This is a genomic window from Curtobacterium sp. MWU13-2055 (genome assembly GCF_023242305.1).
GTDB lineage: Bacteria > Actinomycetota > Actinomycetes > Actinomycetales > Microbacteriaceae > Curtobacterium.
Map to the genome: position 1 here is coordinate 89,519 of NZ_JALLIO010000006.1, position 26,126 is coordinate 115,644.

Annotated in this window: 25 protein-coding genes; 15 read left to right on the forward strand and 10 right to left on the reverse strand. The window is 70.2% G+C overall.

The genetic code is table 11. The annotated features are described in order from the left end of the window. Window positions 1–35: 35 nt before the first annotated feature. The 3 genes from M4960_RS13265 to M4960_RS13275 form a co-directional block, all read right to left on the reverse strand. Window positions 36–878: an exodeoxyribonuclease III gene (locus tag M4960_RS13265; RefSeq protein ID WP_248704479.1), complete on the reverse strand. Its 843-nt coding sequence runs from the start codon at window positions 876–878 to the stop codon at window positions 36–38. Window positions 879–1,150: 272 nt separating this feature from the next. Further along, a complete protein-coding gene (locus tag M4960_RS13270) occupies window positions 1,151–1,423 on the reverse strand; it encodes an HPr family phosphocarrier protein (RefSeq protein WP_111086640.1) in 273 nt (90 codons plus the stop codon). A 69-nt stretch (window positions 1,424–1,492) separates the two neighbouring features. Then, window positions 1,493–2,263 (reverse strand): DeoR/GlpR family DNA-binding transcription regulator, encoded by a 771-nt coding sequence (locus M4960_RS13275; protein ID WP_111086639.1) that lies wholly within the window; start codon window positions 2,261–2,263, stop codon window positions 1,493–1,495. A gap of 252 nt (window positions 2,264–2,515) precedes the next feature. On the opposite strand from M4960_RS13275, the gene ptsP reads away from it, so the two are divergent. The 4 genes from ptsP to M4960_RS13295 all read left to right on the forward strand — a co-directional run bounded on the left by ptsP (window position 2,516) and on the right by M4960_RS13295 (window position 7,466). Then, window positions 2,516–4,171 (forward strand): phosphoenolpyruvate--protein phosphotransferase, encoded by a 1,656-nt coding sequence (gene ptsP, locus M4960_RS13280; protein ID WP_123292171.1) that lies wholly within the window; start codon window positions 2,516–2,518, stop codon window positions 4,169–4,171. Window positions 4,172–4,236: 65 nt separating this feature from the next. Beyond that, window positions 4,237–5,775, forward strand: coding sequence for a PTS mannitol transporter subunit IICB (locus M4960_RS13285; protein ID WP_165903544.1), 1,539 nt, complete (start codon window positions 4,237–4,239; stop codon window positions 5,773–5,775). Window positions 5,776–5,865: 90 nt separating this feature from the next. Then, a complete protein-coding gene (locus tag M4960_RS13290; protein WP_027466426.1) occupies window positions 5,866–6,303 on the forward strand; it encodes a PTS sugar transporter subunit IIA in 438 nt (145 codons plus the stop codon). Beyond that, window positions 6,300–7,466, forward strand: coding sequence for a mannitol-1-phosphate 5-dehydrogenase (locus M4960_RS13295; protein WP_248704480.1), 1,167 nt, complete (start codon window positions 6,300–6,302; stop codon window positions 7,464–7,466). The genes M4960_RS13290 and M4960_RS13295 overlap by 4 nt, the downstream gene beginning before the upstream one ends. Before the next feature lie 72 nt (window positions 7,467–7,538). Here the strand turns inward: M4960_RS13295 and M4960_RS13300 are convergent, their stop codons facing one another. Next, window positions 7,539–8,498 (reverse strand): diacylglycerol kinase family protein, encoded by a 960-nt coding sequence (locus M4960_RS13300; RefSeq protein ID WP_248704481.1) that lies wholly within the window; start codon window positions 8,496–8,498, stop codon window positions 7,539–7,541. A 186-nt stretch (window positions 8,499–8,684) separates the two neighbouring features. On the opposite strand from M4960_RS13300, the gene M4960_RS13305 reads away from it, so the two are divergent. The 5 genes from M4960_RS13305 (at window position 8,685) to M4960_RS13325 (ending at window position 12,963) form a co-directional block, all read left to right on the forward strand. Beyond that, window positions 8,685–9,950, forward strand: coding sequence for an ice-binding family protein (locus M4960_RS13305; RefSeq protein ID WP_248704482.1), 1,266 nt, complete (start codon window positions 8,685–8,687; stop codon window positions 9,948–9,950). Between the two features lie 10 nt (window positions 9,951–9,960). Next, entirely contained in the window at window positions 9,961–10,893 is a 933-nt protein-coding gene (locus M4960_RS13310; protein ID WP_248704483.1) for an NADP-dependent oxidoreductase, read from the forward strand. A gap of 132 nt (window positions 10,894–11,025) precedes the next feature. Continuing rightward, a complete protein-coding gene (locus tag M4960_RS13315) occupies window positions 11,026–11,571 on the forward strand; it encodes a DUF805 domain-containing protein (protein WP_248704484.1) in 546 nt (181 codons plus the stop codon). A 70-nt stretch (window positions 11,572–11,641) separates the two neighbouring features. Next, on the forward strand, window positions 11,642–12,220 hold the full coding sequence (locus tag M4960_RS13320) for a DUF805 domain-containing protein (protein WP_123292176.1): 579 nt from the start codon (window positions 11,642–11,644) through the stop codon (window positions 12,218–12,220). Next, window positions 12,217–12,963, forward strand: coding sequence for a DUF805 domain-containing protein (locus M4960_RS13325; RefSeq protein WP_248704485.1), 747 nt, complete (start codon window positions 12,217–12,219; stop codon window positions 12,961–12,963). The genes M4960_RS13320 and M4960_RS13325 overlap by 4 nt, the downstream gene beginning before the upstream one ends. A 70-nt stretch (window positions 12,964–13,033) precedes the next feature. On the opposite strand, the gene M4960_RS13330 is transcribed toward M4960_RS13325, so the two are convergent. From M4960_RS13330 to M4960_RS13355, 6 genes are all read right to left on the reverse strand, one after another. Then, entirely contained in the window at window positions 13,034–13,678 is a 645-nt protein-coding gene (locus M4960_RS13330) for a TNT domain-containing protein (RefSeq protein WP_248704486.1), read from the reverse strand. 52 nt (window positions 13,679–13,730) lie between these two features. Further along, window positions 13,731–14,501: a succinate dehydrogenase iron-sulfur subunit gene (locus tag M4960_RS13335; RefSeq protein ID WP_123292177.1), complete on the reverse strand. Its 771-nt coding sequence runs from the start codon at window positions 14,499–14,501 to the stop codon at window positions 13,731–13,733. Between the two features lies 1 nt (window position 14,502). Beyond that, on the reverse strand, window positions 14,503–16,296 hold the full coding sequence (gene sdhA / locus M4960_RS13340) for a succinate dehydrogenase flavoprotein subunit (protein ID WP_123338916.1): 1,794 nt from the start codon (window positions 16,294–16,296) through the stop codon (window positions 14,503–14,505). A 49-nt stretch (window positions 16,297–16,345) separates the two neighbouring features. After that, window positions 16,346–16,792 (reverse strand): succinate dehydrogenase, hydrophobic membrane anchor protein, encoded by a 447-nt coding sequence (gene sdhD / locus M4960_RS13345; protein ID WP_111086628.1) that lies wholly within the window; start codon window positions 16,790–16,792, stop codon window positions 16,346–16,348. A gap of 11 nt (window positions 16,793–16,803) precedes the next feature. Beyond that, window positions 16,804–17,253 (reverse strand): succinate dehydrogenase, cytochrome b556 subunit, encoded by a 450-nt coding sequence (gene sdhC, locus M4960_RS13350; protein WP_123292180.1) that lies wholly within the window; start codon window positions 17,251–17,253, stop codon window positions 16,804–16,806. 78 nt (window positions 17,254–17,331) lie between these two features. Then, window positions 17,332–18,567 (reverse strand): glycosyltransferase family 1 protein, encoded by a 1,236-nt coding sequence (locus tag M4960_RS13355; RefSeq protein ID WP_235035928.1) that lies wholly within the window; start codon window positions 18,565–18,567, stop codon window positions 17,332–17,334. Window positions 18,568–18,755: 188 nt separating this feature from the next. Here M4960_RS13355 and M4960_RS13360 point away from each other — a divergent pair, with 188 nt between their 5' ends. From M4960_RS13360 to M4960_RS13385, 6 genes are all read left to right on the forward strand, one after another. Beyond that, on the forward strand, window positions 18,756–19,871 hold the full coding sequence (locus tag M4960_RS13360; RefSeq protein WP_123292182.1) for a mannose-1-phosphate guanylyltransferase: 1,116 nt from the start codon (window positions 18,756–18,758) through the stop codon (window positions 19,869–19,871). 198 nt (window positions 19,872–20,069) lie between these two features. After that, window positions 20,070–21,134 carry a BMP family protein gene (locus M4960_RS13365; protein ID WP_123292183.1) on the forward strand — a complete coding sequence of 355 codons (1,065 nt, stop codon included), beginning with the start codon at window positions 20,070–20,072 and terminating at the stop codon, window positions 21,132–21,134. A gap of 140 nt (window positions 21,135–21,274) precedes the next feature. After that, on the forward strand, window positions 21,275–22,795 hold the full coding sequence (locus M4960_RS13370) for an ABC transporter ATP-binding protein (RefSeq protein ID WP_123292184.1): 1,521 nt from the start codon (window positions 21,275–21,277) through the stop codon (window positions 22,793–22,795). A gap of 114 nt (window positions 22,796–22,909) precedes the next feature. Next, window positions 22,910–24,271: an ABC transporter permease gene (locus tag M4960_RS13375; protein ID WP_248704487.1), complete on the forward strand. Its 1,362-nt coding sequence runs from the start codon at window positions 22,910–22,912 to the stop codon at window positions 24,269–24,271. Then, window positions 24,268–25,557: an ABC transporter permease gene (locus tag M4960_RS13380; RefSeq protein ID WP_123338926.1), complete on the forward strand. Its 1,290-nt coding sequence runs from the start codon at window positions 24,268–24,270 to the stop codon at window positions 25,555–25,557. Before M4960_RS13375 ends, M4960_RS13380 begins: the two co-directional genes overlap by 4 nt. A 166-nt stretch (window positions 25,558–25,723) precedes the next feature. After that, a complete protein-coding gene (locus M4960_RS13385; RefSeq protein ID WP_123292351.1) occupies window positions 25,724–26,122 on the forward strand; it encodes a cytidine deaminase in 399 nt (132 codons plus the stop codon). The last annotated feature ends 4 nt before the right edge of the window (window positions 26,123–26,126 follow it).

Sequence of the window (26,126 nt, forward strand, 5' to 3'; positions counted from 1 at the left end):
TTCCTGTGGGTCAGGTGGAGCGCAACGAGTGGGGATCAGAGTTCGTAGTCGACGACCACGGGGGCGTGGTCGGACCATCGCTGGTCGTACGCGGCGGCGCGGTCGACCGTGTACTCCGTGACCTTCGCCGCGAGGTCGGGCGTGGCCATCTGGTAATCGATGCGCCAGCCGGTGTCGTTGTCGAACGCCTGGCCGCGCCAGGACCACCACGTGTACGGCCCCTCGACGTCGCCGGCCTGCGCACGCCCGACGTCCACCCAGCCGAGCCCCTGGCCCGTCGAGCCGTCAGCGCCCTCGACCGGTTCGCCGTCGGCACCGAAGAAGCGCGAGAAGTAGGCACGCTCGCGCGGCAGGAAGCCCGCTCGCTTGACGTTGCCCTTCCAGTTCTTGATGTCGCGCTGGTCGTGCCCGACGTTGAGGTCACCGACGACGACGGCGAGCGGGTTGTGCGCGCGGAGGGCGGGCAGCCGCTCGGTCATGGCGTCGAGGAACTTCCACTTCTCGTCCTGCTTGGGGGTGTCGACCTCGCCCGAGTGGACGTAGGTGGACACGACCGTGACCGTGGTGCCGCCGATCTCGTAGTCGGCCTCGAGCCAGCGGCCGGCGGAGTCGAACTCGTCCGGTCCGAGGGCGACGCGGTGGATCTGGGCCGAGTGCCTGGACGCGATCGCGACACCCGCCCGGCCCTTGGCGGTCGCGGGGTCGTGCACGATGTCCCACTCGTCGCCGAGCAGACCGGCCAGGTCCTCGCTCGACGCACGGACTTCCTGCAGGGCGAGCACGTCGACGTCGCGGGTGGCGAGCCAGTCGCCCATGCCCTTGCGGAAGGCGGCGCGGACGCCGTTCACGTTGACGGATGCGAGGCGCAGGCGTGTCATGCCGACCACCTTATCGGCGGGCGCCGACAGCCCCGGACCGCACCGGTTCGAGGTTCCACGACTCGCCGCGTGCCGTTCGCCGGGGTTCCGTGGACCGGCCCGGGCGACGCCGAGATGACGAGATTTCGGAACCTCGGCGGGGCCGGACGGGCGGGGCGGGCCGGACGGACGGGGCGGGCGCGGGCCCGGGCCCGGCAGTGCGGGGGACCGCACGACGGACGGGAGGCACGGTGCCAGCTGGCACCGTGCCTCCCGTCCGTCGCAGTGCGGCGTCAGGCCGCGTCGTGGTCCGTCTGCAGGAACTCGACCAGGCTGTCGGCGGTGGTCTCGGCGTCGTCGCCGGTCACGGTGAGGCTGACCTCATCACCGTTCTCGATGCCCAGGCCGAGCAGGGCGAGGATGCTGCCGGCGTTGCCGGACTTGTCGCCCTTGGCGATCGTGACCTGGTGGCCGGAGGCCGTCACGGTCTGGACGAAGAGGGACGCGGGGCGCGCGTGCAGGCCGGACGCGCTGGCGACGGTCACGGTGCGGGTGGCTTCGGACATCGATGTACTCCTGTCGATGGGTGGTGCGCTCATGCTAGCGAGCGCCGGATGGTCGGGTCGGGCGAGCGGTCAGGGTCGACCGGGCCAGAACACCTCGGTGCCGGCGGCCTCGACCTCGCGGACCAGGTCGAGGTTGACGGCGGGGTCGGTGATGATCGTGTCGATGGCGGCGAGGGGTGCGACGCGGCCGAACTCCTCACGGCCGAACTTGGTGTGGTCGGCGAGCAGGATGCTGCGGCGGGCGGACTTGATCATCGCCGACTTCACCGCGGCCTCGGCCATGTTGTGGGTCGTCAGGCCGCGCTCCGGCGTGATGCCGTTGATGCTCACGAAGGCGACGTCGACGCTCACCATGCCGATGAGCTGGTGCGTCCACGTGCCGACGCCGGCCAGGGAGTCGCTGCGGATGTTGCCGCCGAGCAGGTGCAGGTCGATGCCCGGCCGGTTCGCGACGGCCATCGCGACGGGGAGCGAGTGGGTGACCACGGTGAGTCCGCGGTCGGTCGGCAGCATCTCGGCGAGGCAGATGGTGGAGGTGCCGGCGTCGATCATGATCGAGCCGTTCTCCGGCAGCTCCTCGAGCGCGGCCTCGGCGATGACCATCTTCTCGGCCTGGTTGATGCCGCCGCGGTCGCCGACGCCGGGGTGGATCGTGATGCGCTCGACCGGGATGGCGCCGCCGTGGGCACGTCGGACCAATCCTCGTCGCTCCAGCGAGGTGAGGTCGCGGCGGATGGTCTCGGGCGTGACCTCGAGCAGCTCAGCGAGGTCCTTGACGTCGACCCGCCCCTGCGCGCGCGCCTGCTCGACGATGCGCTGGTGGCGTTCTGGTGCGTACATCGGACCTCGTCGTCTCCTGGTCGGAACGGAACGGACATGACCGGGCACGAACCTGGCGGAACCGAGCCGGAACGGCTGGCCGCCAGACGCAAACGGGCATCTGTTTCTGTATTTTTATCCCCGGATGTGTTTGTTTGTCAACGCGGATCGGGGTAGTGTGCTGCTCAGCCGCACCGGCGAGGTCCCGTCTCAGCCGTGCGCGCACCGAACGAACACCCCACCGCAAGCGCGTGTGAGATGAAGGAGTCTCGAATGTCCGAACTGCTCGGCACCGGCGTCGGCCGCGGCGTCGCCCACGGCCCCGTGCTCCGCATGGCGGACCCGCTCGGCGAACCGTCGAAGGACGCCCTGACCGGTTCGGCGGACGATGCGAAGCAGGCCGTGCACGACGCACTTGCCGCGGTGGCCGAGGACCTCAACAAGCGCGGACAGCTCGCCGGCGGCGACGCCCAGGCCGTGCTCGAGGCGCAGGCGCTCATGGCGCAGGACCCGACCCTCCTCGACGACGTGCACACGCGCATCGACGGCGGCACCAACGCCGAGCGTGCCGTGTACGAGGCGTTCGCGCAGTTCCGCGACCTGCTCGTCGGCATGGGCGGCTACATGGGGGAGCGCGCAGCCGACCTCGACGACGTCGCCCAGCGCATCATCGCGAAGCTCCGCGGCGTGCACGCCCCCGGTGTCCCCGAGTCGGACACCCCGTTCGTCCTCGTCGCCCGTGACCTCGCTCCGGCCGACACCGCACTGCTGGACCTCGACAAGGTCCTCGCGCTGGTCACCCGCGACGGCGGCCCGACCTCGCACACCGCAATCCTCGCCCGTGCCAAGGGCATCACCGCGATCGTCGGCGTCACCGGTGCCGACGACCTGGCCGACGGGCAGCCGATCGTCGTCGACGCCGTCGCCGGCACCGTCGTGACCGAGCCGTCCGAGGCCCTGGTGGCCGACGTCGAGCAGCGCATCGCCGACCGGCTCGCCGCGGCCGCCGCACCGCTCACCGCCGGTGCCCTGGCCGACGGCCACGTCGTGCCCCTGCTCGCGAACCTCGGCAGCCCCGCCGACGCCGCGGGCGCCGTTGCTCTCGGTGCGGAGGGCGTGGGGCTCTTCCGCACCGAGTTCCTCTTCCTCGACTCGCCGAAGGCGCCGACCGTCGACGAGCAGACCGAGTCCTACCGTCAGCTCCTCGCCGCGTTCCCGGGCAAGAAGGTCGTCGTCCGAGCGCTCGACGCCGGTGCCGACAAGCCGCTGCCGTTCCTCACCGACAAGGACGAGGAGAACCCGGCGCTCGGCCGTCGCGGACTCCGTGCGCTGCGCAACCACCCCGAGGTGCTGCGCGACCAGCTCGTCGCACTCGCCCAGGCGGACGCCGCGACCGAGGCCGACCTCTGGGTCATGGCCCCGATGGTCGCCGACGCCGAGGAGACCGAGTACTTCGTCACCCTGGCCCGCGAGCTCGGCATCCGCACCGCCGGCGTGATGGCCGAGGTGCCGTCGCTCGCCCTGATGGCCGAACAGGTGTTCCAGAACGCGGACTTCGTGTCGATCGGCACGAACGACCTGACCCAGTACACGATGGCCGCCGACCGCATGCTCGGCACCGTCGCGTCCTACCAGGACCCGTGGCACCCCGCCGTCCTGCGCCTCGTCGCGCAGCTCGGTGCGGCCGGTGCCGACGCGGGCAAGCCCGTCGGCATCTGCGGTGAGGCCGCAGCCGACCCGCTGCTCGCCGTCGTGCTCGTCGGCCTCGGCGCCACCACCCTCTCCATGACCCCCGCGGCCCTGGCCGACGTGCGCGCCGAACTCGGTCAGCACACGCTCGAGCAGGCCCGCGAGATGGCCCAGGCGGCACTCGCCGCGTCCACGGCGGCGGCCGCGAAGTCCGCCGCAGCGGCCGCGCACGCCGTCTGAGCCGCACCATCCCCAACACCCCCTCCGCACCAGCAGCAGCTCCACCACACAGAAAGTCACCGCACATGACAACGTCGTCCGTTGCAGCGCCCGACGCACCCGCGAAGTCGCGGGGCGGCGCACGCGTCGCCGTTCAGAAGTTCGGCACGTTCCTCTCCGGCATGGTCATGCCCAACATCGCGATCTTCATCGCGTGGGGCCTGATCACCGCCTTCTTCATCGAGACCGGATGGACCCCCGTCGGGATCCTCGGCGGGTTCGGTGAGACGGACGGTGTGGCCAACATCGGTCTCGTCGGCCCGATCCTGACGTACCTGATCCCGCTCGCGATCGCCTTCCAGGGCGGCCGGATGATCTACGAGACCCGCGGCGCCGTCGTCGGCTCGATCATGGCGATGGGCGTCATCCTCGGCGCCAACGGCACGATCATGATCCTCGGCGCGATGATCTGCGGGCCGCTCGGCGCGTACCTCATCAAGCAGATCGACAAGATCTGGGACGGCAAGATCAAGCCGGGCTTCGAGATGCTCGTCAACAACTACGCGGCCGGCATCCTCGGCTTCGGGCTGGCGATGGTCGGGTTCTTCTGGCTCGCCCCGCTGTTCAAGCTCATCGCCGAGGGCCTCGGTGACGCGGTGAACTTCCTCGTCCAGCACTCGCTGCTGCCGCTCGCCAGCGTCATCATCGAGCCGGCCAAGGTGTTCTTCCTGAACAACGCCATCAACCACGGTGTGCTCGACCAGCTCGGCGCCCAGCAGGTGCAGGACTCCGGCAAGTCGATCCTGTTCCTGCTCGAGGCGAACCCCGGCCCCGGTCTGGGCATCCTGCTCGCCTTCACCTTCTTCGGTGTCGGCATCGCCCGCTCGACCGCTCCCGGTGCGATCCTCATCCAGTTCTTCGGTGGCATCCACGAGATCTACTTCCCGTACGTGCTGCAGAAGCCGGTCCTGTTCATCGCCGTCATCCTCGGTGGTGCGACGGGCGTCGGCACGAACGTCCTGTTCGGCTCCGGCCTGGTCGCCCCGGCTTCGCCCGGATCGATCTTCGCCGTGCTGACGGCGACGGCGAAGGACAGCTACGTCGGCGTCATCCTGTCGGTCATCCTGTCCGCAGCGGTCACCTTCGCGGTCGCGTCGTTCTTCCTGCTGGCCAGCCGCAAGCGCGACCTCGCCAACGGCGGCGGCGACATGACCGCAGCGTTCGACAAGATGCAGGCCACCAAGGGCCGCGACGCGAACGCCGCGACCGCAGGGCTCTTCGGCGGCACCGCCCCGGCCAACTCGGAAGAGGCAGCCGCCGCCGGCACCACCGCCACCGCGACGAAGGTCCAGAACCTCGTGTTCGCCTGCGACGCCGGCATGGGGTCGAGCGCCATGGGCGCCAGCGTCCTGCGCAACAAGATCAAGAAGGCGGGCATCGAAGGGGTCACGGTCACCAACAAGGCGATCGCGAACCTGTCCGGTGACGAGGACCTGATCATCACGCAGGAAGAACTGACGGACCGCGCCAAGCAGAAGAACCCGAACGCGCAGCACGTGTCGGTCGGCAACTTCATGAACGCGCCGCAGTACGACCAGGTCGTCGACCAGCTCAAGAACCAGTAACGCCACCACCAGTAACGAAGTGCAGTATCGGAGGGGACGGGGACATCCCCGTCCCCTCCGTCACGTCCTCGAACACCAAGGAGAACCACGATGCCCGTCCTGCAGGAGAGCCAGATCCGGATCCACACCGAGGACACCGCGCCGACCAAGTCGGAGGCGATGAAGGAGGCAGCCGAGATCCTCGAAGCTGCGGGCGCGGTCACCGCTGACTACTACCCGGCGATGCTCGAGCGTGAGAAGAGCGTGTCCACGTACATGGGCAACTTCCTCGCCATCCCGCACGGCACGAACGACGCGAAGGACGCCATCAAGTCGTCCGCGCTGTCGTTCATCCGCTACGCCAGCCCGATCGACTGGGACGGCAACCCCGTGCGCTTCGTCGTCGGCATCGCCGGCGTGAACAACGAGCACCTCGACATCCTGTCCAAGATCGCGATCGTGTTCTCCGACGAGGACGAGGTCCAGAAGCTCACCGACGCGGCCGACACCAGCGCGATCCTGTCGATCCTCGGCGAGGTCAACGAGTGAGCACCACCGACCGGGGCACCGCCGTCCACTTCGGTGCCGGCAACATCGGCCGCGGCTTCGTCGGCCTGCTCCTGCACGAAGCGGGCTACGAGGTCGTCTTCGCCGACGTCGCCGCGCCGCTCATCGACGCCCTCGCCGCCGCCGACTCGTACACCGTGCACGAGGTCGGCACCGGAGCGCAGGACCACGAGGTCACGAACTTCCGCGCCCTGAACAGCGCGCAGGACGAGGACGGCGTCGTCGCCGAGATCGCCACTGCCGCGATCGTCACCTGCGCCGTGGGCCCGAACGTCCTGAAGTTCATCGCCCCGGTGATCGCGCGGGCGCTGCAGCAGCGCGACGCGGACGCTGCGCCCATCGCCGTGATGGCGTGCGAGAACGCCCTGAACGCCACGGACCGTCTGCGCGAGTTCATCGTCGACTCGCTCCCGGCCGAGGGCCGTGACGCGGCACTCGCGAAGGCCGTCTTCGCGAACACCGCCGTCGACCGCATCGTGCCGGCCCAGCCCGAGGGCGCCGGCCTCGACGTCACCGTCGAGACCTACTTCGAGTGGGCCATCGACCGCACGCCGTTCGGCGGCAACGAGCCGGAGATCCCCGGCGCGCACTACGTCGATGGCCTCGCCGCCTCGATCGAGCGCAAGCTCTTCACGGTGAACACCGGGCACGCCACCGTCGCGTACCACGGCTTCGTCGCCGGGGCCGACAAGATCTCCGACGCCATCGCGATCCCCGCGGTGCGCTCCGAGCTCGAGTCCGTCCTCGCCGAGACGAGCGACCTGCTCGTCCGCCGCCACGAACTCGACCCTGAGGTGCACCGCGCCTACGTCCAGGCGATCATCGCCCGGTTCGAGAACCCGCACCTGCCCGACACGGTGACCCGCGTCGGCCGGCAGCCGCTCCGCAAGCTGTCGCGTGACGAGCGCTTCGTCTCGCCCGCCGCGGCGCTGGCCGAGGACGGCACCGAGCCGACCGCGCTGCTCGACGCGATGGGCGCGGCGCTCCGCTTCGACGTCGCCGACGACGAGCAGAGCGTCGAGCTGCAGGCGTTGCTGGCCTCGGACGCGTCCGATGCCGACGTGGTGACGCAGATCACCGGCCTCGCCGCGGAGCACCCGCTGCACGCAGCGTTCGCGGACCGGGTGCGTGTCGCGCGCGGCTGACGCTCTCGACGTGGCCCGGTGAAGACGGGAGGCCCGGTGCCAGCTGGCACCGGGCCTCCCGTCTTCACGTGGTCACCGCGACGGCCCCACCCGGAGGGTGAGCCCGCCGTGGTCCGCCGTCAGCCGCACCGCCACCACGGTGCCGAAGGGGTCGCCGTCGAGCTGGACCTGTTCGGGCTGGTCCAGCTCGAGGTCGAGGACCCGTGCGCTCGTGTACCGCAGCGTCCGGGTGGCCGGGATGAGCCACGACAGGAAGCGACCGAAGCCGGTCCGGTGGAAGAATCGGTTCAGCGACAGGCCGTAGCCGACGCCGGCCCAGCCGACCGTCCGACCGGGGCGGAACGCGACCGCGTCGAGCACCCCGTCGTCCGGCTTCGCGGCGGGCAGCAGCAGGACGCCGGCGGTCAGGGTGCCGCAGTTGCCGACGATGACGGTGTGCGCCCGCATCGTCCGGGTGTCACCGTCGTCGAGGCGGTACCGCAGGTCGATCTGCCGGTTGCCGATGACGGACCGCATGATCGGGTCGGAGTACGCGAGCCACCCGAACCGCTTCTTGAGGCGTGCGTTGGTGTTGGCCGCCATGTTCGCGTCGAGGCCGATGCCCGCCATCACCAGGAAGGCGTGGCGTGTTGTGGCGCCCTGCGGGTCGGTGAGCTCGGCGAACGCGAGGTCGACCGGCCGATCGGTTCCGCTGAAGGCGGCTCGGACCGAGCCGGCGACGTCGTTCAGCGGGATGCGCAGGTTCCGGGCGTACAGGTTCCCGGTCCCCACGGGGAGCACGGCGAGGGGCACGCCGGAGCCGTGCAGCACCTCGGCTGCGACACGCAGCGTGCCGTCGCCGCCGACGACCAGGACGACGTCCGGCGCGGTGGCGAGTGCGTCGACCGCGGCGGCGCGGCCGTCGTCGGACGCCGCGGTCTCGAACCAGGTCGTGGGATCCCAGCCGTTCCGGGCCTCCTCGGCCGCGACGGTGTTCCGGAGGACCCGCAGGTCGACCTTGACGGGGTTGACGACGATCGCGGCGCGCGGCATGTGAGGACGATACCGAACAGCCGTCGTGGTCCAGATCGGACGGATCCTGTCCGCCATCGGCCGATCCGGGCGAACCTGGGAGTCAGGACCTCGGAACACATGCGATCCGGACACACTCGGGACACGGTGAACGCCGGGTGTCTCCGATGCCCGATCGGCTCTTCGCCATCTCAGGCAGGGGCCTCCGTGGCCAGAACGCCCATCCTCCGTCCGCTCATCGTCGTCAGCACCGGGATCGGGTTGGCCGCAGCGCTCGCCCTCGGCGCCTCCTCGGCCGCGTCCGCCGCCACCATCATCGACGGCCCCGTCGGTCTCGGGACCGCAGCGAGCTACGGCGTCCTCGGCGCGCAGACCGTGACGAACACCGGGCCGACCGTGGTCAACGGTGACCTCGGCGTCTCGCCCGGTACCTCGATCACCGGCTTCGGCGGCACCGGCAACGGGACCGTGAACGGCACCGTGCACCAGACCGACGCGGCGGCCGCGCAGGCCCAGTCGGACACCACGACCGCCTACAACGTGGCCGCTTCGCTGACGCCGACGCAGACCGGCCTCCAGGAGCTCAACGGGCTCAGTCTCAGCCCGGGCGTCTACAACGGCGACACGCTGCAGCTCGCGAACACCGGCCAGCTCACCCTGGCCGGCAGCGCGGACTCCGTCTGGGTGTTCCAGGCCGCGTCGACCCTGACCATCGGGTCCGGCACGAGGATCGTCATCACCGGTGGCGCGAGTTCGTGCAACGTGTTCTGGCAGGTCGGCAGCTCAGCGACCCTCGGCAGCGCCGCCCAGTTCCAGGGCACCGTCCTCGCCGACCAGTCCGTGACCGCCACGACGGGTGCGACGGTCGTGGGCCGACTGCTCGCCCGGAACGCAGCGGTGACGCTCGACGACAACACCATCACCCGGCCGACGAACTGCCCGGCTGCGGGGACGCCGTCCGAGAGCGTCGCACCGACGATCACCTCGGGCACCCCGACCGACGCGACCGCCGGCACGCCGTACTCGTTCCCCGTCACCGCGACGGGCAACCCGGCACCGACGTACTCCGATGGAGGGACCCTGCCGCCCGGACTCACGATCAACCCGGACACGGGCGTCATCTCCGGCACGCCGACCACGCCCGGCACCACGACGGTGACGATCACGGTCGACAACGGCACGGCACCGCCGGACACGGAGACCTACGTCGTGACCGTCCGCGCACCTGCGCCGACCGCGACGCCGACGCCGACCGCTTCGGCTCCCACGCCCACCGCTCCCGCTTCGACGGCTCCCGCGGTCCCGGTGGTCGGTGGCGGCGACAACGGCGGCGGTACGACGGAACTGGCCTTCACCGGCAGCGACCCGACGATCCCGCTGGCCGCGGCAGGAGCGATGCTGCTCGGCGGCATCGCCGTGATGGTGCTCCGTGCACGAACCCTCCGCGCACGCCGCCGGCGGATCGGGGCGTAGCGTCGGCCGCATGACGAAGCACTGGGTGGCACCGCGGTTCGGCGGCAGCGAGGTCCTCGAGTTCGTGGACACCGAGGTCGCCGCACCCGGACCCGGTGAGGTCACCATCGCGGTCCGCGCCGCCGGCATGAACCCCGCCGACACGAAGCACACGCGGCAAGGCGACCCGGCCGACCTGCCGGTGCCCGTCGGCTACGAGGTCGCCGGCGTGCTCACCGCGGTCGGACCGGACACCACGATCGCGTCCGGCGGGGGAGCGGTCGGCGACGAGGTCCTGGCGTTCCGGATCGCCGGCGGTTGGACGTCGTCCCTCACCGTCCCGGCCGCGGACGTCTTCGCGAAGCCCGTCGGGCTCGGCTTCCCCGAGGCGGCGAACCTGTTGCTCGCGGGCACCACCGCAGCCGACATGCTGCGCGTCACCCGTGCCGCGGGGCGCGACACCGTGCTGGTGCACGGTGCCTCCGGCGCAGTCGGCGTCAGCCTGCTGCAGCAGCTCCGCCTGCTCGGCGCGCGCGTCATCGGCACCGCCTCCGAGCGGGGTGCGGACGTCGTGCGACGCTTCGGCGGCGAGTGGGTCGCGTACGGCGACGGCCTGGAGGCACGGGTCCGGTCGCTCGCACCCTCCGGCATCGACGTGGCACTGGACTGCGTGGGCACCGACGAGGCCGTCGACGTCTCGCTCGCGGTGGTCGCGGACCGCGACCGGATCGTCACGATCGCCGCGCAGGCGCGCGCCGCCGAGGCGGGGTTCGCCGCGGTCGGTGGGGCGCAGCCAGCGAGCAAGGCGTTCCGCGACTCGGTGCGACAGCGACTGATCGACCTGGCCGGGGCCGGACAGCTCGAGGTCCCGGTGGCGCGGACGTTCCCGCTCGCCGAGGCGAAGACGGCCGCGGAGCTGCTGGAGTCCGGGCACCCCGGCGGCAAGCTCGCGCTGCTGCCCTGAGTCGGTCGGAGCGCCGGTCGGAGCCCTGTCGGAGCGCAGTCGCTGCGCTGTCCTCCGCTGGGGGGACGCGTCCGGTCGCCGCCGCTGCCAGACTCGACGGTGATCGCAGTCGGCCTCGGAAGGAACGAACCAGTGAGTGACCAGTACCCGCCGCAGAACCCGTACGGCCAGCAGCCCGGACCGTACGGCCAGCAGCCCGGACCGTACAGCCAGCAGCCCGGACCGTACGGACAGCAGCCCGGACCGTACGGCCAGCAGCCGACCGGCCCGCGCCAGCCCCCGCTGTGGGCACCCTGGTACGGGATCCCGTTCGTGCAGGCGTTCCCGCGGTTCTGGAAGAAGTACGTCCGGTTCGACGGCCGCGCGAGCCAGTCGGAGTTCTGGTTCTGGGCCCTCTGGTACGTCATCGGCTCGGCGGCCACCGGCATCGTCGGCGGGTTCTTCAACGTGCTGCCGTTCTTCGACGATGCGTCGAACGGGTTGAGCGGGCTCTGGGCCCTGGCCTGCGCCCTCGGCTTCATCGCCCTGACGGTGCGACGACTGCACGACGTGAACCTGAGCGGGTACTTCGCCTTCCTCTTCATCATCCCGCCGCTCGGCGTCCTGTTCTCGCTGATCGTCGGTCTGATGGGCTCGAACCCGCAGGGGCAGCGGTACGACGAACCCCACCGCGGGTAGCGAGCGACGGCCGCGCGACGGTTCTGGTTGACTCGGACCCGACTACCAGCCAACGATCGAGGGGGACACCGTGAGTGACCAGTACCCGCAGAACCCGTCCGGCCAGCAGCCGGGCGGCCAGCCGAACCCGTACAACGGAACGCCGCAGTACGGCCAGCAGCCGGCGACCGGCCCGAACGGCGAGCCGCCGATCTGGGCCCCCTGGTACGGGATCTCCTTCGGCAAGGCCGTCGGACGCTTCTTCAAGAAGTACGCGACCTTCAGCGGCCGCGCGAGCCGCAGCGAGTTCTGGTGGTGGTACCTGGCGAACGCGATCGTCGGCATCGTCCTCGGCATCCTGTACGGCATCGGCTTCGCCACGTCGGAGCGCTCGACGGTGTCGATGTCGACCGCGACCTCGGCGAGCGTGCAGTCGACGGTGACCAGCCCGTCCGCGCTCTTCGTGATCGCCGGCATCCTGCTCGGACTCTGGGGTCTCGCGATCATCATCCCGACGCTCGCCCTCGGCTGGCGACGCCTGCACGACGCGAACCTGCCCGGTGCCCTGTGGATCATCGCGATCTTCGTCGGCATCGTCGGCATCGTGTTCGGCCTGCTGCCCTCGAACCCGCAGGGCGAGCGCTACGACCGACCGACCGGCGCTCGATGAGCAACGACACACCGCAGTGGGGCCAGCCCGGTGGCGACCGGCCGTCGGGGCAGCCTGACCCTGGGCAACAGCAGCCGGGGTACGGGCAGCAGCCTGGTGCCTACGGGCAGCAGCCCGGACCCTACGGACAGCAGCCTGGTCCGTACGGTCAGCAGCCCCAGTACGGCCAGCAGCCTGCCCAGTACGGCCAGCAGCCTGCCCAGTACGGCCAGCAGCCCGGGTACGGCCAGCAGTACGCCGACCCGTACCCGCAGGCCGGTCCGCCGATCCCGGTCGGGCCCGACGGAGCTCCGCCGCTGTGGGCACCCTTCTACGGTGCCGGGTTCCTCGACGCCTTCACGCGCTTCTTCAAGAAGTACGCCCGGTTCGACGGGCGCGCCAGCCGCAGTGAGTACTGGTACTGGATCCTGGCGAACGCGATCGTGACCCTCGTTCTGTACGGCGGGTTCATCGCCGGTATCATCTCGTGGAGCGTCTCGGCCTCGACCACCGACGAGTACGGCTACACCCAGACCGAGGGTGCACCCCCGGCGTGGATCTTCATCCTGCTCGTCCTGTACGGCCTGTGGTGGCTCGCGACCCTCATCCCGAACATCGCACTGGGGTGGCGCCGCGTGCACGACGCGAACCTCGCCGGTCCGCTCTGGCTCATCGGGATGTTCGTCGGCATCGCCGCGATCGTGTTCGGCTGCCTGCCGCCGAACCCGGCCGGCGCGCAGTACGACCGCCCCGACCAGGCGTAACTCGACACAACGGCAATCGGCCCGCACTGCGCGAAAGCGCGGTGCGGGCCGATCTGCGGCGTGCGCGGGGTCAGACCACGCGGAGTCGAGCCAGTGCACCGTCGACGACGAGGTCGCGCACGGTGACCGTGGGGTCGGCGATCTGGAAGCGGAGCGCGCCGCCCGGCTGCTCGAACCACGGCTGCACGAAGCGGACGTTCACCATGAACGGGCGCTCGACCAGGTAGCGGTGGGTCTCCGGGACGCCGGCGACGTGCGGCGGCAGTGACCGGCTCGGCAGCGGGGTGTCGAGCGGGTGCAGCAGGTAGCCGTCCGGACCACCGATGCGGTCGACGGGGACGCCCGCGGGGATCTGGATGGTCAACCCCTGTTCTCCGGCCTGCGACACCTGCTGCGCCAGCTGCGGGTACGTCGACGCCGCACGGTCACGGAGCCCGTCGAGCTCGTGCCGGGCGATGTCGCGCGGAGCCGGGAACGGCCGGTTCAGGAACCGACGGAGCATCTCGACCGCGTCCTCCTCACCGCGCGCGGTGGCGAGGCGACGAGCCGTGCCGTAGTCGACGACCTCGAGCGCGAACTCGTCGGACGCCTCGGACGGGACCACGCGGAGCGCACCCTCGACCGGCGGCTCGTGCAGGGTCTCTCCGGGGAGCTGCACGTAGCGGATCGTGTAGCCGAGCTGGTCGAGGATGGGGCGGGTGGCCGCGAACGTCATGGAGCGGAGCCTATCGGTGGAGTCGATGTCGAGTCTTGGACGACCCCGAGTGTCAGGCGCGGCCCCGCATGACGGCCTGCTTGACCTCGGAGATCGCCTTCGTCACCTGGATGCCACGGGGGCAGGCGTCGGTGCAGTTGAAGGTGGTCCGGCAGCGCCAGACCCCTTCCTTGTCGTTGAGGATGTCGAGGCGGACCTCGGCGGCGTCGTCACGCGAGTCGAAGATGAAGCGGTGCGCGTTCACGATCGCGGCCGGGCCGAAGTACTGCCCGTCGGTCCAGAACACCGGGCACGACGAGGTGCACGCAGCGCAGAGGATGCACTTCGTGGTGTCGTCGAAGCGTGCGCGGTCGGCCACCGACTGGATGCGCTCCTTGCCCGGGGTGGGCGCCGTCTTCGGCTGCAGGAACGGCTGGACCTCGCGGAAGGACTTGAAGAAGGGCTCCATGTCGACGACGAGGTCCTTCTCGAGCGGCAGGCCCTTGATCGCCTCGACGTAGATCGGCTTCGAGACGTCGAGGTCCTTGATCAGGGTCTTGCACGCCAGCCGGTTCCGGCCGTTGATGCGCATCGCGTCCGAGCCGCAGACCCCGTGGGCGCAGGAACGTCGGAACGTCAGGGAGCCGTCCTGGTCCCACTTGATCTTGTGCAGGGCGTCGAGGATGCGGTCGGTCGGCAGCATCATGACGTCGAAGTCCTGCCAGCGCGGCTCGTCGTCGACGTCCGGGTCGAAGCGCCGGATGATGAGCGTGACGGAGAAGGACCCGGGAGGCGCGTCGGTGGTGTCGGTCCGGGGTGCGTCGGAGACCAGGGTGTCGGTCATCTCAGTACTTCCTCTCCATCGGCTGGTACCGGGTCACGACGACCGGCTTCCAGTCCAGCGTGATGTGGTCGTCGGCGAGTGACGAGTGCGGGTCGCCCGTCAGGTACGCCATCGTGTGCTGCATGTAGTTCTCGTCGTCGCGCTTCGGGTAGTCGTCGCGCATGTGGCCGCCGCGGCTCTCCTTGCGGTTGCGGGCCGAGTAGACGACCACCTCGGCCAGGTCGAGCAGGAACCCGAGCTCGACGGCCTCGAGCAGGTCGGTGTTGAACCGCTTGCCCTTGTCCTGCACGGAGACCTGCATGAAGCGGTTCCGGAGCGTGTGGATGGTCTCGGTGACGCGGGCGAGGGACTCGTCGGTGCGGAACACCTGGGCGTTCTTGTCCATCTCGTCCTGCAGCTCCTTGCGCAGGACGGCGATGCGCTCGGTGCCGGTCGAGGCGCGCAACTGGTCGAGCATCGCCCGGACGCCGGCAGCGGGGTCTTCGGGCAGCGGGAGGAACTCGGCGGTCTTGACCCACTCGGCGGCGTTGTTGCCCGAGCGCTTGCCGAAGACGTTGATGTCGAGGAGCGAGTTCGTGCCGAGACGGTTCGAGCCGTGCACCGAGACGCACGCGCACTCGCCGGCGGCGTAGAGGCCGGGGACGACGGTGGTGTTGTCGTAGAGCACCTGTGCGTCGGTGTTCGTCGGGATGCCACCCATCGCGTAGTGCGCGGTCGGCATGACGGGCACCGGCTCGACGACGGGGTCGACGCCGAGGTAGGTGCGGGCGAACTCCGTGATGTCCGGGAGCTTGGTCTCGAGGACCTCGGCACCGAGGTGCGTGCAGTCGAGCAGGACGTAGTCCTTGTTCGGGCCGGCACCGCGGCCCTCGGCAACCTCTTGCACCATGCACCGGGCGACGATGTCGCGTGGGGCGAGGTCCTTGATGGTGGGGGCGTAGCGCTCCATGAAGCGTTCACCGGAGGCATTGCGCAGGATCGCACCCTCGCCACGAGCACCCTCGGTCAGCAGGATGCCGAGGCCCGCGAGGCCGGTCGGGTGGAACTGGAAGAACTCCATGTCCTCGAGCGGCAGGCCCGTGCGCCACACGATGCCGACGCCGTCGCCGGTCAGGGTGTGCGCGTTCGAGGTGGTCTTGTACATCTTGCCGAAGCCGCCGGTCGCGAAGATCATCGCCTTGGCGTGGAACACGTGCAGCTCACCCGTGGCGAGCTCGAACGCGACGACGCCGGCCGGCTGCTTGCGCGTGACGCCGTCCTCGCCCACGACGTCGACCATGATGAGGTCGAGCGCGTAGAACTCGTTGTAGAACTCGACGCCGAGCTTGACGCAGTTCTGGAACAGCGTCTGCAGGATCATGTGGCCGGTGCGGTCGGCCGCGTAGCAGGCGCGACGGACCGGTGCCTTGCCGTGGTCGCGGGTGTGGCCGCCGAAACGACGCTGGTCGATCTTGCCCTCGGGCGTGCGGTTGAACGGCAGGCCCATGTTCTCGAGGTCGATGACGGCGTCGATGGCTTCCTTCGCCAGGATCTCGGCGGCGTCCTGGTCGACCAGGTAGTCGCCGCCCTTGATCGTGTCGAAGGTGTGCCACTCCCACGAGTCCTCTTCGACGTTCGCGAGGGCCGCGGCCATCCCGCCCTGCGCCGCACCGGTGTGCGAGCGGGTCGGGTAGAGCTTCGAGATGACGGCCGTCTTCGCCTTCGGGCCGGCCTCGATCGCGGCACGCATGCCCGCGCCTCCTGCGCCGATGATGACGATGTCGAACTGGTGGTGGTGCACGGTGGTCTCGGTCACAGGGGTCTTTCCGTAGACGGTGGGAAGGCGGTCGGCAGCGGCGATGGTGCTACTGCGCCGGGCAGAAGGAGGGCAGGTCCGCGGCGGCTGCGCCGGCGGGGCACGGGTCGAACGTCCAGCAGACGAGCAGGCCGAGGACGATCAGCACGACGCACGCGATGAGGATCGCGGCGAGGAGCGTCTTCCGGATGCCCGGCTTCGACACGTAGTCGTTGACGATCGTGCGCATGCCGTTCGAGCCGTGGATGAGCGCCAGGACGAGCATGAGGGAGTCCCACACCTGCCAGAACGGGTTGGCCCACTTGCCGGCGACGAAGGCGAAGTCGATCTGCTTGACGCCCTCGCCCGCCACCATGTTGACGAAGAGGTGGCCGAAGATCAGCACGACGAGCAGGACGCCCGAGCCGCGCATGTAGATCCAGCCCCACTTCTCCCAGTTGGTGGAGCGGCGAGCGGCCGAGGCGGAACGGGGAGGTTCGACGATCTGCGTGGTCATCAGGTGCCCCTCTAGTTGAAGTCCGCGAAGAGGTTCATGAGCTGGCGGGGCAGGAAGCCCGCGATCGCGATCGCCCACAGGACGATGACGACCCAGAACATGGCCCGCTGGTACTTCGGCCCCTTGGACCAGAAGTCGACGAGGATGATCCGGAGCCCGTTGAACGCGTGGAACACGATGGCCATCACCAGGGCGATCTCGCCGAGGTTCATGATCGGGGTCTTGTACGTGCCGATGACCGCGTTGTACGCCTCGGGTGAGAGGCGCACGAGTGCCGTGTCGAGGATGTGCACGAGCAGGAAGAAGTAGATCGCGACACCGGTGATCCGGTGCAGGACCCACGACCACATGCCGGTCGATCCGCGGTACAGCGTGCCCTCGAGTTTCCGAGAGGCGCGGGGCGCCTCGATCGTGACTTCGGGGACGGCGGTCGCCGTACCGCCGCCGGTGGGCTCAGCCATGAGCTCGTCCTTCCATAGGACGGGCTCGCCCGATCGGCGAGCCCTTGCCGTTCGTGTTCGTGTGGAACACGTCCCATCCTATGCGCGGGTGCTGACCTTCTCGTCCCGACCGGCCCGCAGGCCCCGACCGACGGGCGGCGCGCCGATGTTCCTGGCCGTGTCGTGGTGCCCCAGGAGCTGGTCGCCGACGGCCTCCCACGTGGTGCCCTCGACCCGGAGACGGCCCGCCGATCCCATCCGTTCCGCGAGTGCGCGGTCGTGGTGGAGCCGCAGGACCGCCTGTCGCAGGGCCTGCGGTGCGTCGGTGTCGTAGAGCTCGCCGTCGAGTCCGGGGGCGACGAGGTCGAGCGGACCACCCGACGCCGGCGCGATCACCGGCAGCCCCGAGGCGTGCGCTTCCTGGAGGGTCTGCCCGAAGGTCTCGGCCGGACCGGTGTGCACGAAGAGGTCGAGCGAGGCGTACGCGTCAGCGAGGGCGTCGCCGCGCAACGGTCCGGTGAAGGTGACGTCGAGGTGCCGCAGTCGCCGTTCGAGCAGCGCGCGGGACGGTCCACCGCCGGCCACGACGACGCGGATGCCGGGGATCCCGCCGAGCTCGGCGAGCCGTTCGACCTCCTTCTCCGGCGCCAGTCGCCCGACGTAGCCGACGATCGTCTCGCCGTGCGGCGCGATCCGGCGTCGGAGCGCTCGGACGTGGGCGGACTCCCGTCGGGCCGGGTGGAAGAGCTCGGTGTCGACCCCGCGCCCCCAGCGTGCGACGCGGGGGACCCCGTCCTCGGCGAGCATCGCGGCGGTCGCACTCGACGGCGCGAGCGTCAGCGAGGCGCCAGCGTGGATGCGGCCGAGGATCCTGCGGACCAACGGGACGGTCGCCGTCAAGCCGTTGCGGCGGGCGAAACCGGCCACGTCGGTCTGGAAGACAGCGACGGAAGGGATGCCGAGCCTCCCGGCTGCCGTGATCGCGCGCCCACCCAACAGGAACGGACTCGCGGCGTGGAGCACGTCGGCGCCGGAGGCGGCGAGGATCGTGTCGAGGACGGGGTGGGGGAGTGCGACGGGGAACTGCCGGTACGCGACGGCGGGGATCCGGTGCACGTCGAAGGAGCGGTAGCGCTCGACACTGCTGCGCGACCGGAACTGCGCGAGCCCCGGGGTGTCCGGCGCGATCACGACCGCGCGGTGGCCTCGGCGTTCCAGGTGGTCGAGGACCGCCAGGACGCTGGTGGTCACGCCGTTGAGGGTGGGCAGGAAGCTCTCGGTCACGACGGCGACGGTCCGGGGGGACGTGCCGCGCTCCACGCTGCGTGCGCTCATGGTGTTTCCCATGCTCCGGGCGTGACGTGACCCCGCGGGGCCGACGACGTGAACGGGGCGGAGGCGACGGGTGAACAACGCAACGTCGTCGCCGCGCGCACGCGCGTCACTGCCCTGCGGGAGCCCGCATGCGGGAATCGTGCGGAGACCACCCAGGATCCGCGCGGCAGGACCGGTACGGTGAGCGCGTGGCTGACGCTCTCGAAGACTTCTACGCGATCATCCCCGCAGGGGGCATCGGATCGCGCCTGTGGCCGCTGTCGCGCGCGGACGCACCCAAGTTCCTGCACGACCTGACCGGCTCCGGCACCTCGCTGCTCCGGCAGACCTGGGACCGGCTCGCCCCGCTCGCGGGCGAACAGCGGATCATGGTCGTGACCGGACGGGCGCACCGCGTCGCCGTCGAGTCGCAACTGCCGGGAGTCGAGGACCACAACGTGGTGCTCGAGAGCGAGCCGAAGGACTCCACGGCGGCCATCGGGCTCGCCGCGGCGATCCTCGTGCGCCGCGAACCCGACGTCGTCATCGGCTCCTTCGCCGCCGACCACGTCATCGGCGACGCCCGCGGCTTCCGCCGTTCCGTGCGCGAGGCCGTCGCCGTCGCCCGCGCCGGGTACATCACCACCATCGGCATCACGCCGACCGAGCCCGCGATCGGCTTCGGGTACATCCACGCGCACGGCGACACCCTGGACATCGAGGGCGCACCGACCGCGCACGCCGTCCGGTCGTTCGTCGAGAAGCCCGACCTGGACACCGCACGCTCGTACATCGAACAGGGCACGTACCTGTGGAACGCGGGCATGTTCATCGCCCGCGCCGACGTGCTGCTCGAGGAGATCGGCCGGAACAACCCGACGCTGCTGGCCGGCATCAACGAGCTGGCGGACGCTTGGGACACCTCGGCCCGCGGCGCGGTCGTCGACGCGGTGTGGCCCACGCTCGAGAAGATCGCGATCGACTACACGGTCGCCGAGCCTGCTGCCGCGGCCGGACGCATGGCGGTCGTGCCCGGTGACTTCGACTGGGACGACGTCGGCGACTTCGCCTCGCTCGCCAAGCTGCAGTCCGGTGGTCGTCCGAACAACCTCGCCGTGCTCGGTGACGGCGCCCGGATCCTCGCCGACTCGTCGAGCGGCATCGTGATCTCGCACAGCCAGCGGCTCATCTCGCTCATCGGGGTCGAGGACATCGTCGTCGTGGACACCCCCGATGCGCTGCTCGTGACGACCAGCGCGAACGCGCAGCGGGTCAAGGGCGTCGTGGATGCTCTCAAGATCAGCGGCCGCGGCGACGTCCTGTAGCGCTCCACCGACAACCCCCTCGAACTGGGGGTCCGAGCGTGACCCCGCGTTACGGGCGCGTTTCGGCGCGGTCGCGATCCCGTAACTGATCCGTCCGGTGCTCAGAACGGGTCCTGTACCGGCCGGGCGGTCGTGTACTGTCGCCACGATCGCCCGGAACGCACGTGGTCCGGGCACGCTCCCCGGAGGAACCCACCCGTGACATCTCGTACCCGACGCGTCGTCCTCAGCGGCTTCGCGCTCCTCGGCACCGCCGCCGTCCTCGCAGGCTGCGCCTCGGCGCCGTCCGACACGACGACCGCCAAGAAGACCGACTTCCGCCCCTGCATGGTCTCCGACGCCGGTGGCTTCGACGACAAGTCGTTCAACCAGCTCGGCTACGAGGGCATGAAGGACGCCGCCAAGGACCTCGGTGCCACCTACAAGGAAGCCGAGTCGAAGGACGCCACCGTCTACGACTCGAACATCCAGCAGCTCATCGGCCAGAACTGCAACCTCGTCGTGACCGTCGGCTTCAACCTCGCCGACGCCACGAAGAAGCAGGCCGCGGCGAACCCCGACACCGACTTCGCGATCATCGACGACAGCTCGATCGACGCGAAGAACGTCAAGCCGATCACGTTCGACACCTCGCAGGCCGCGTTCCTCGCCGGCTACGCAGCGGCGTCCTACTCGAAGACCGGCGTCGTCGGCACCTTCGGCGGCATGCAGATCCCGACCGTCACCATCTTCATGGACGGCTTCGCGGACGGCGTGAAGTACTACAACGAGCAGAAGGACAAGGACGTCCAGGTCAAGGGCTGGAACGTCGACACCGGCAAGGGCTCCTTCACCGGTGGCTTCGAGGCAGGCACGCAGGCCAAGTCGGTCGCGCAGACGCTCCTCGACCAGGACGCCGACGTGATCCTGCCCGTCGGCGGTCCGATCTACCAGTCGGCTGCCGAGGCCATCAAGGACGCCGACAACGGCTCCGTCCTGATCGGTGCGGACAGCGACCTCTACGAGGCCGACCCGCGCTACAAGGACATCGCCTTCACCTCGGTCGAGAAGGGCATGCGCCCGGCCGTGAAGGACGTCGTCGAGCAGGCGGCCGACAAGAAGTTCTCGAAGACCCCGTACGTGGGCACGCTCGAGAACGAGGGCGTCGGCATCGCGCCGTTCCACGACTACGAGTCCAAGGTCGACAAGGGCCTCCAGGGCGAACTGGACGACATCAAGGCCGGCATCATCGACGGCTCGATCAAGGTCAAGACCCAGTCCTGACCCGACGAACGCGGGCGAGGGGCTTCCCTCGCCCGCGTTCTCGTGCGCCCGAGCGGTGCACGCGAGACCGTGCGCCCGCGTGGCGCACTCGAGGTCGTGCGCCCGCGTGGCGCACTCGAGACAGAAATAGACTCCCGAACATGAAGCTCGAACTCCGCGGCATCACCAAGCGGTTCGGCGCCCTGGTCGCCAACGACCACATCTCGCTCACCGTCGAGCCGGGTGAGGTCCACTGCCTCCTGGGTGAGAACGGCGCCGGCAAGTCCACCCTGATGAACGTCCTCTACGGCCTGTACGACGCCGACGAGGGCGAGATCCTGCTCGACGACGTGGTCCAGGACTTCGACGGCCCCGGTGACGCCATGCGCGCCGGCATCGGCATGGTGCACCAGCACTTCATGCTCGTCCCCGTCTTCACCGTCGCCGAGAACGTCATGCTCGGTCAGGAGCAGACCACCTTCGGCGGCCGGCTCGACCTGGCCGGCGCCCGCAAGCGGGTCAAGGAGATCTCCGACCGCTTCGGGTTCGACGTCGACCCCGACGCCAAGATCGAGGACCTGCCCGTCGGCGTCCAGCAGCGTGTGGAGATCATCAAGGCGCTCTCCCGCGACGCCTCCGTGCTGGTGTTCGACGAGCCGACGGCCGTCCTCACCCCGCAGGAGACCGACGAGCTGATGGGCATCATGCGGCAGCTCCGCGAGGCCGGCACCGCGATCGTCTTCATCACCCACAAGCTCCGCGAGGTCCGCGAGGTCGCCGACCGCATCACGGTGATCCGGCTCGGCAAGGTCGTAGGAGAGGCCTCGCCCGCGGCGACCAACAACGAGCTGGCCGCGATGATGGTCGGCCGCGCCGTCTCCCTCGTCGTCGACAAGACGCCGTCGACCGGTGGCGAGGACGCCCTGGTCGTCGAGGGCCTCACCGTCACCGACCCGTCCGGCATCGTGCTCGTCGACGACGTGTCGTTCTCGGTCCGTCGCGGCGAGGTCCTGGCGATCGCCGGGGTGCAGGGCAACGGACAGACCGAGCTCACCGAGGCGATCCTCGGTCTCGAGCCCGTCCACGCCGGCCGCATCACGCTGGACGGCAAGGAGCTCACCGGCCGCAGCGTCAAGCAGGTGCTCGACGCCGGCGTCGGCTTCGTCCCCGAGGACCGCAAGGAGGACGGCCTGGTCGGCGAGTTCACGATCGCGGAGAACCTCATGCTCGACCGGTCCGACCACGACGCGTTCGTCCGCGCCGGCACCATCCGTGCCGCCGAGCGCGACGCCTTCGCCGACGAGAAGATCGCCGAGTTCGACATCCGCACGCCGGGCCGCGCGACCGCTGCCGGTCGGCTGTCCGGCGGCAACCAGCAGAAGATCGTCCTCGCCCGGGAGCTCAGCCGCGAGCTCCGGCTGTTCGTCGCCGCGCAGCCCACGCGCGGCATCGACGTCGGGTCGATCGAGTTCGTGCACAAGCGCATCGTCGCCACCCGCGACACCGGTGTGCCCGTCATCGTCGTCTCCACCGAGCTCGACGAGGTCGTGGCACTGGCCGACCGCATCGCCGTCATGTACCGCGGCGGCATCGTCGGGATCGTGCCGGCGACCACCCCGCGAGACGTCCTCGGCCTCATGATGGCCGGCGAGATCCCAGAAGGAACGGAGTTGGCCGCATGACCGGTTCGGCCGGCGAGATCCAAGCCACATCCACGACCGGAACGGAGTTGGCCGCATGACCGGTTCGGCCGGCGAGATCCAAGCCACATCCACGACCGGAACGGAGTTGGCAGCGTGACCACCCCCACGCCCGACAACACGCAGCCCACCGCCGGCACCGAGGCAGACGCCCCGCTCACCGACGACCGCCTGCAGGAGGCCCCGGAGACCCCGCACCTGATGACGGACTCGGCGGACGACACCGAGCGCCGCAACGGCGCCCCCGGTACCGACCGCTGGCACGCCGCGATGCAGAGCATCCTGAACGGCTCCGTGCTCGTCACGGTCCTCGCGGTCGTGCTCGCCCTCGTCGCCTGCGGCATCCTCATCGCCCTGACCGACGAGAACGTCCGCGCCACGGCCGGCTACTTCTTCGCCCGTCCCGCCGACATGCTCCAGGCCATCGGCACCGCGGTCGGCGGCGCCTACGCCTCGCTGTTCCAGGGCTCGGTGGTCAACTTCGGCGCCACCAGCTTCCAGCAGGCGATCGCCCCGCTCACCCGGTCGATCGACTACGCGGTGCCGCTCGTCGTCGCCGGCCTCGGGATCGCGTTGTCCTTCCGCGCCGGGCTGTTCAACATCGGCGGCCAGGGCCAGATCCTGATGGGGGCCGCGGCCGCCGGCTGGGTCGGGTTCTCGTTCGACGGACCCGCCGCGATCCACATCCCGCTCACGATCGTCGCCGGCATCGTCGGCGGTGCGGTCTGGGGAGGGATCGTCGGTGTCCTCAAGGCGCGCACGGGTGCGAACGAGGTGGTCGTCACGATCATGCTCAACTACGTCGCGCTTTACCTGGTCAGCTACCTGCTACGGACCCCCGGTCTGCTGCAGGCTCCGGGCAGCAGCAACCCGATCTCCCCGGCCACGAAGGACAGTGCCCTCCTGCCGCAGCTCTTCGGCGAGCGGTACGGCGTGGACCTCGGCTTCATCGTCGCGATCATCGCCGTCGTCGTGGTCTGGTGGCTCGTCAACAAGTCGTCGCTCGGCTTCCGGTTCCGCACCATCGGTGAGAACCCCCGCGCCGCCCGCGTCGCCGGCATGAGCGTGCCGGCACTGACGATCTGGGTGATGGTCATCTCCGGTGCCCTCGTCGGCATCGCCGGTGCCTACCAGGTGCAGGGTGCGGTCACGACGGGCTTCACCTCGGGCATCGACGCCGGCATCGGCTTCGACGCGATCACCGTCGCGCTGCTCGGCCGCTCGAAGCCGTGGGGCGTGTTCTGGGCCGCGATCCTGTTCGGCGTGCTGAAGAACGGTGGCTACGCCATGCAGGCCGCCAACGGCATCCCGATCGACATCGTCGGTGTCATCCAGGCCCTCATCGTCCTGTTCATCGCGGCGCCGCCGCTCGTCCGCGCGATCTTCCGGATCCCGCAGCCGGGAGCCCGCCAGCGCACGAAGACGAGCAAGAACAGCAAGAAGGCGGTCGCCGCGTGAGCACCCTCAGCCCCACCGCGGCGCCCGCGTCGCCCCTCTCCGACCGTCCGGTCGAGACGACCCGCAGCTGGAAGCTCCCGATCGGGTACGCGGTGTTCACGCTGCTCGCGGTCGTGTTCTTCGTCCTGCTCAGCCGCGCCGGCACGACCACCTTCCGGCTCGCGAACGCCGGCGACTTCGTCGCGCTGCCGAACGTCCCGCTGTCGGCGGCGCCGACCGGCTACGTCGTGGTCGTGCTCCTGGCGATCGCCACGGTCTACGCCTTCGTCGAGGTCCGCGCCTACCGGCACGTCCCGCTCTGGGTCACGTCGGTCTTCGCGATCGTCTTCGTCGTCGGCTTCCTGACGTGGGCAGCGGCCGGCGCCACGATCCCGCTGCCCGGCCTGCTGGTCGGCGCACTCGGGCTGAGCGTCCCGCTCGTGTTCGGTGCCCTCGGCGGCGTCATCTCCGAGCGGGTCGGCGTGGTCAACATCGCCATCGAGGGCCAGTTCCTCGCGGGTGCGTTCACCTCGGCGCTCATCGCGTCGCTCACCGGCTCCGCGTGGGTCGGACTCGTCGGCGCGCTCGTCGCCGGTGTGCTCGTCTCGTTCATCCTGGCCGCGTTCAGCATCAAGTACCTCGTCGACCAGGTCATCGTCGGCGTCGTCATCAACGCCCTCATCTCGGGGCTGACCGGCTTCCTGTACTCGCAGGTGCTGTCCCCGAACGAGACCACGCTGAACGTCGGCGTCCGGTTCCCGAAGTTCGAGATCCCGCTGCTGCACCAGATCCCGGTCATCGGTCCGGTGTTCTTCGAGCAGAGCGTCATCGTCTACCTGGCGTACGTGGCCGTCGCGGTCGTCACCTTCGGCCTGTTCAAGACCCGCTGGGGCCTGCGCCTCCGCGCGGTCGGCGAGCACCCGCAGGCGGCCGACACGGTGGGCATCAACGTCACGAGCACCCGGTTCTGGAACGTGTCGCTCGCCGGCGCGATCGCCGGCCTCGGTGGTGCGTACTTCACGCTCGACGCGGTCGGGCCGTTCACGAAGGACATGACGGCCGGCGCTGGCTACATCGCCCTGGCCGCCGTCATCTTCGGTCGCTGGGACCCGATCAAGGCCACGCTGGCGGCGCTGCTGTTCGGCTTCGCCTCGAACCTGCAGAACACGCTCGGGGCGATCGACTCGCCCGTGCCGAGCGAGTTCCTGCTGATGCTGCCGTACGTGGTGACGATCTTCGCGGTGGCCGGCCTGGTCGGGCAGTCGCGCGGTCCCGCCGCGTCCGGCAAGCCGTACATCAAGAGCTGACGGCCAGGAGGCACGGCACATGACCGAAACGCACGCTGCGGACGACGGCACGGCCGCGTCCACCGACGCGATCGCCTGGACGGACCCGGCCACGGCCCTGCGCGCGGGAGGCGGCGACACCGCCGCCGACGGGGCGGACGCAGCCACGGGCCTCCCGGTCGACGACGTGGACTGGGGCGCTCTCCGGGACGCCGCCACGGCCGCGATGCGGCGCGCCTACGCGCCGTACTCGTCGTTCCCGGTGGGCGCCGCGGCGCTCACCGACGACGGCCGGATCGTCTCCGGCTGCAACGTCGAGAACGCGAGCTACGGGGTGACGCTCTGCGCGGAGTGCTCGCTCGTGTCGCAGCTGCACATGACCGGCGGCGGCAAGCTCGTCGCGTTCACGTGCGTCGACGGCGACGGGGCGACCCTGATGCCGTGCGGCCGCTGCCGCCAGCTGCTGTTCGAGCACTCGACCGAGGGCATGCTCCTCGAGACGGTCTCGGGCATCCGCACCATCGACGAGGTCCTGCCCGACGCGTTCGGGCCGCGCACCCTCGTCACCTACCAGCAGGAGCACTGATCCC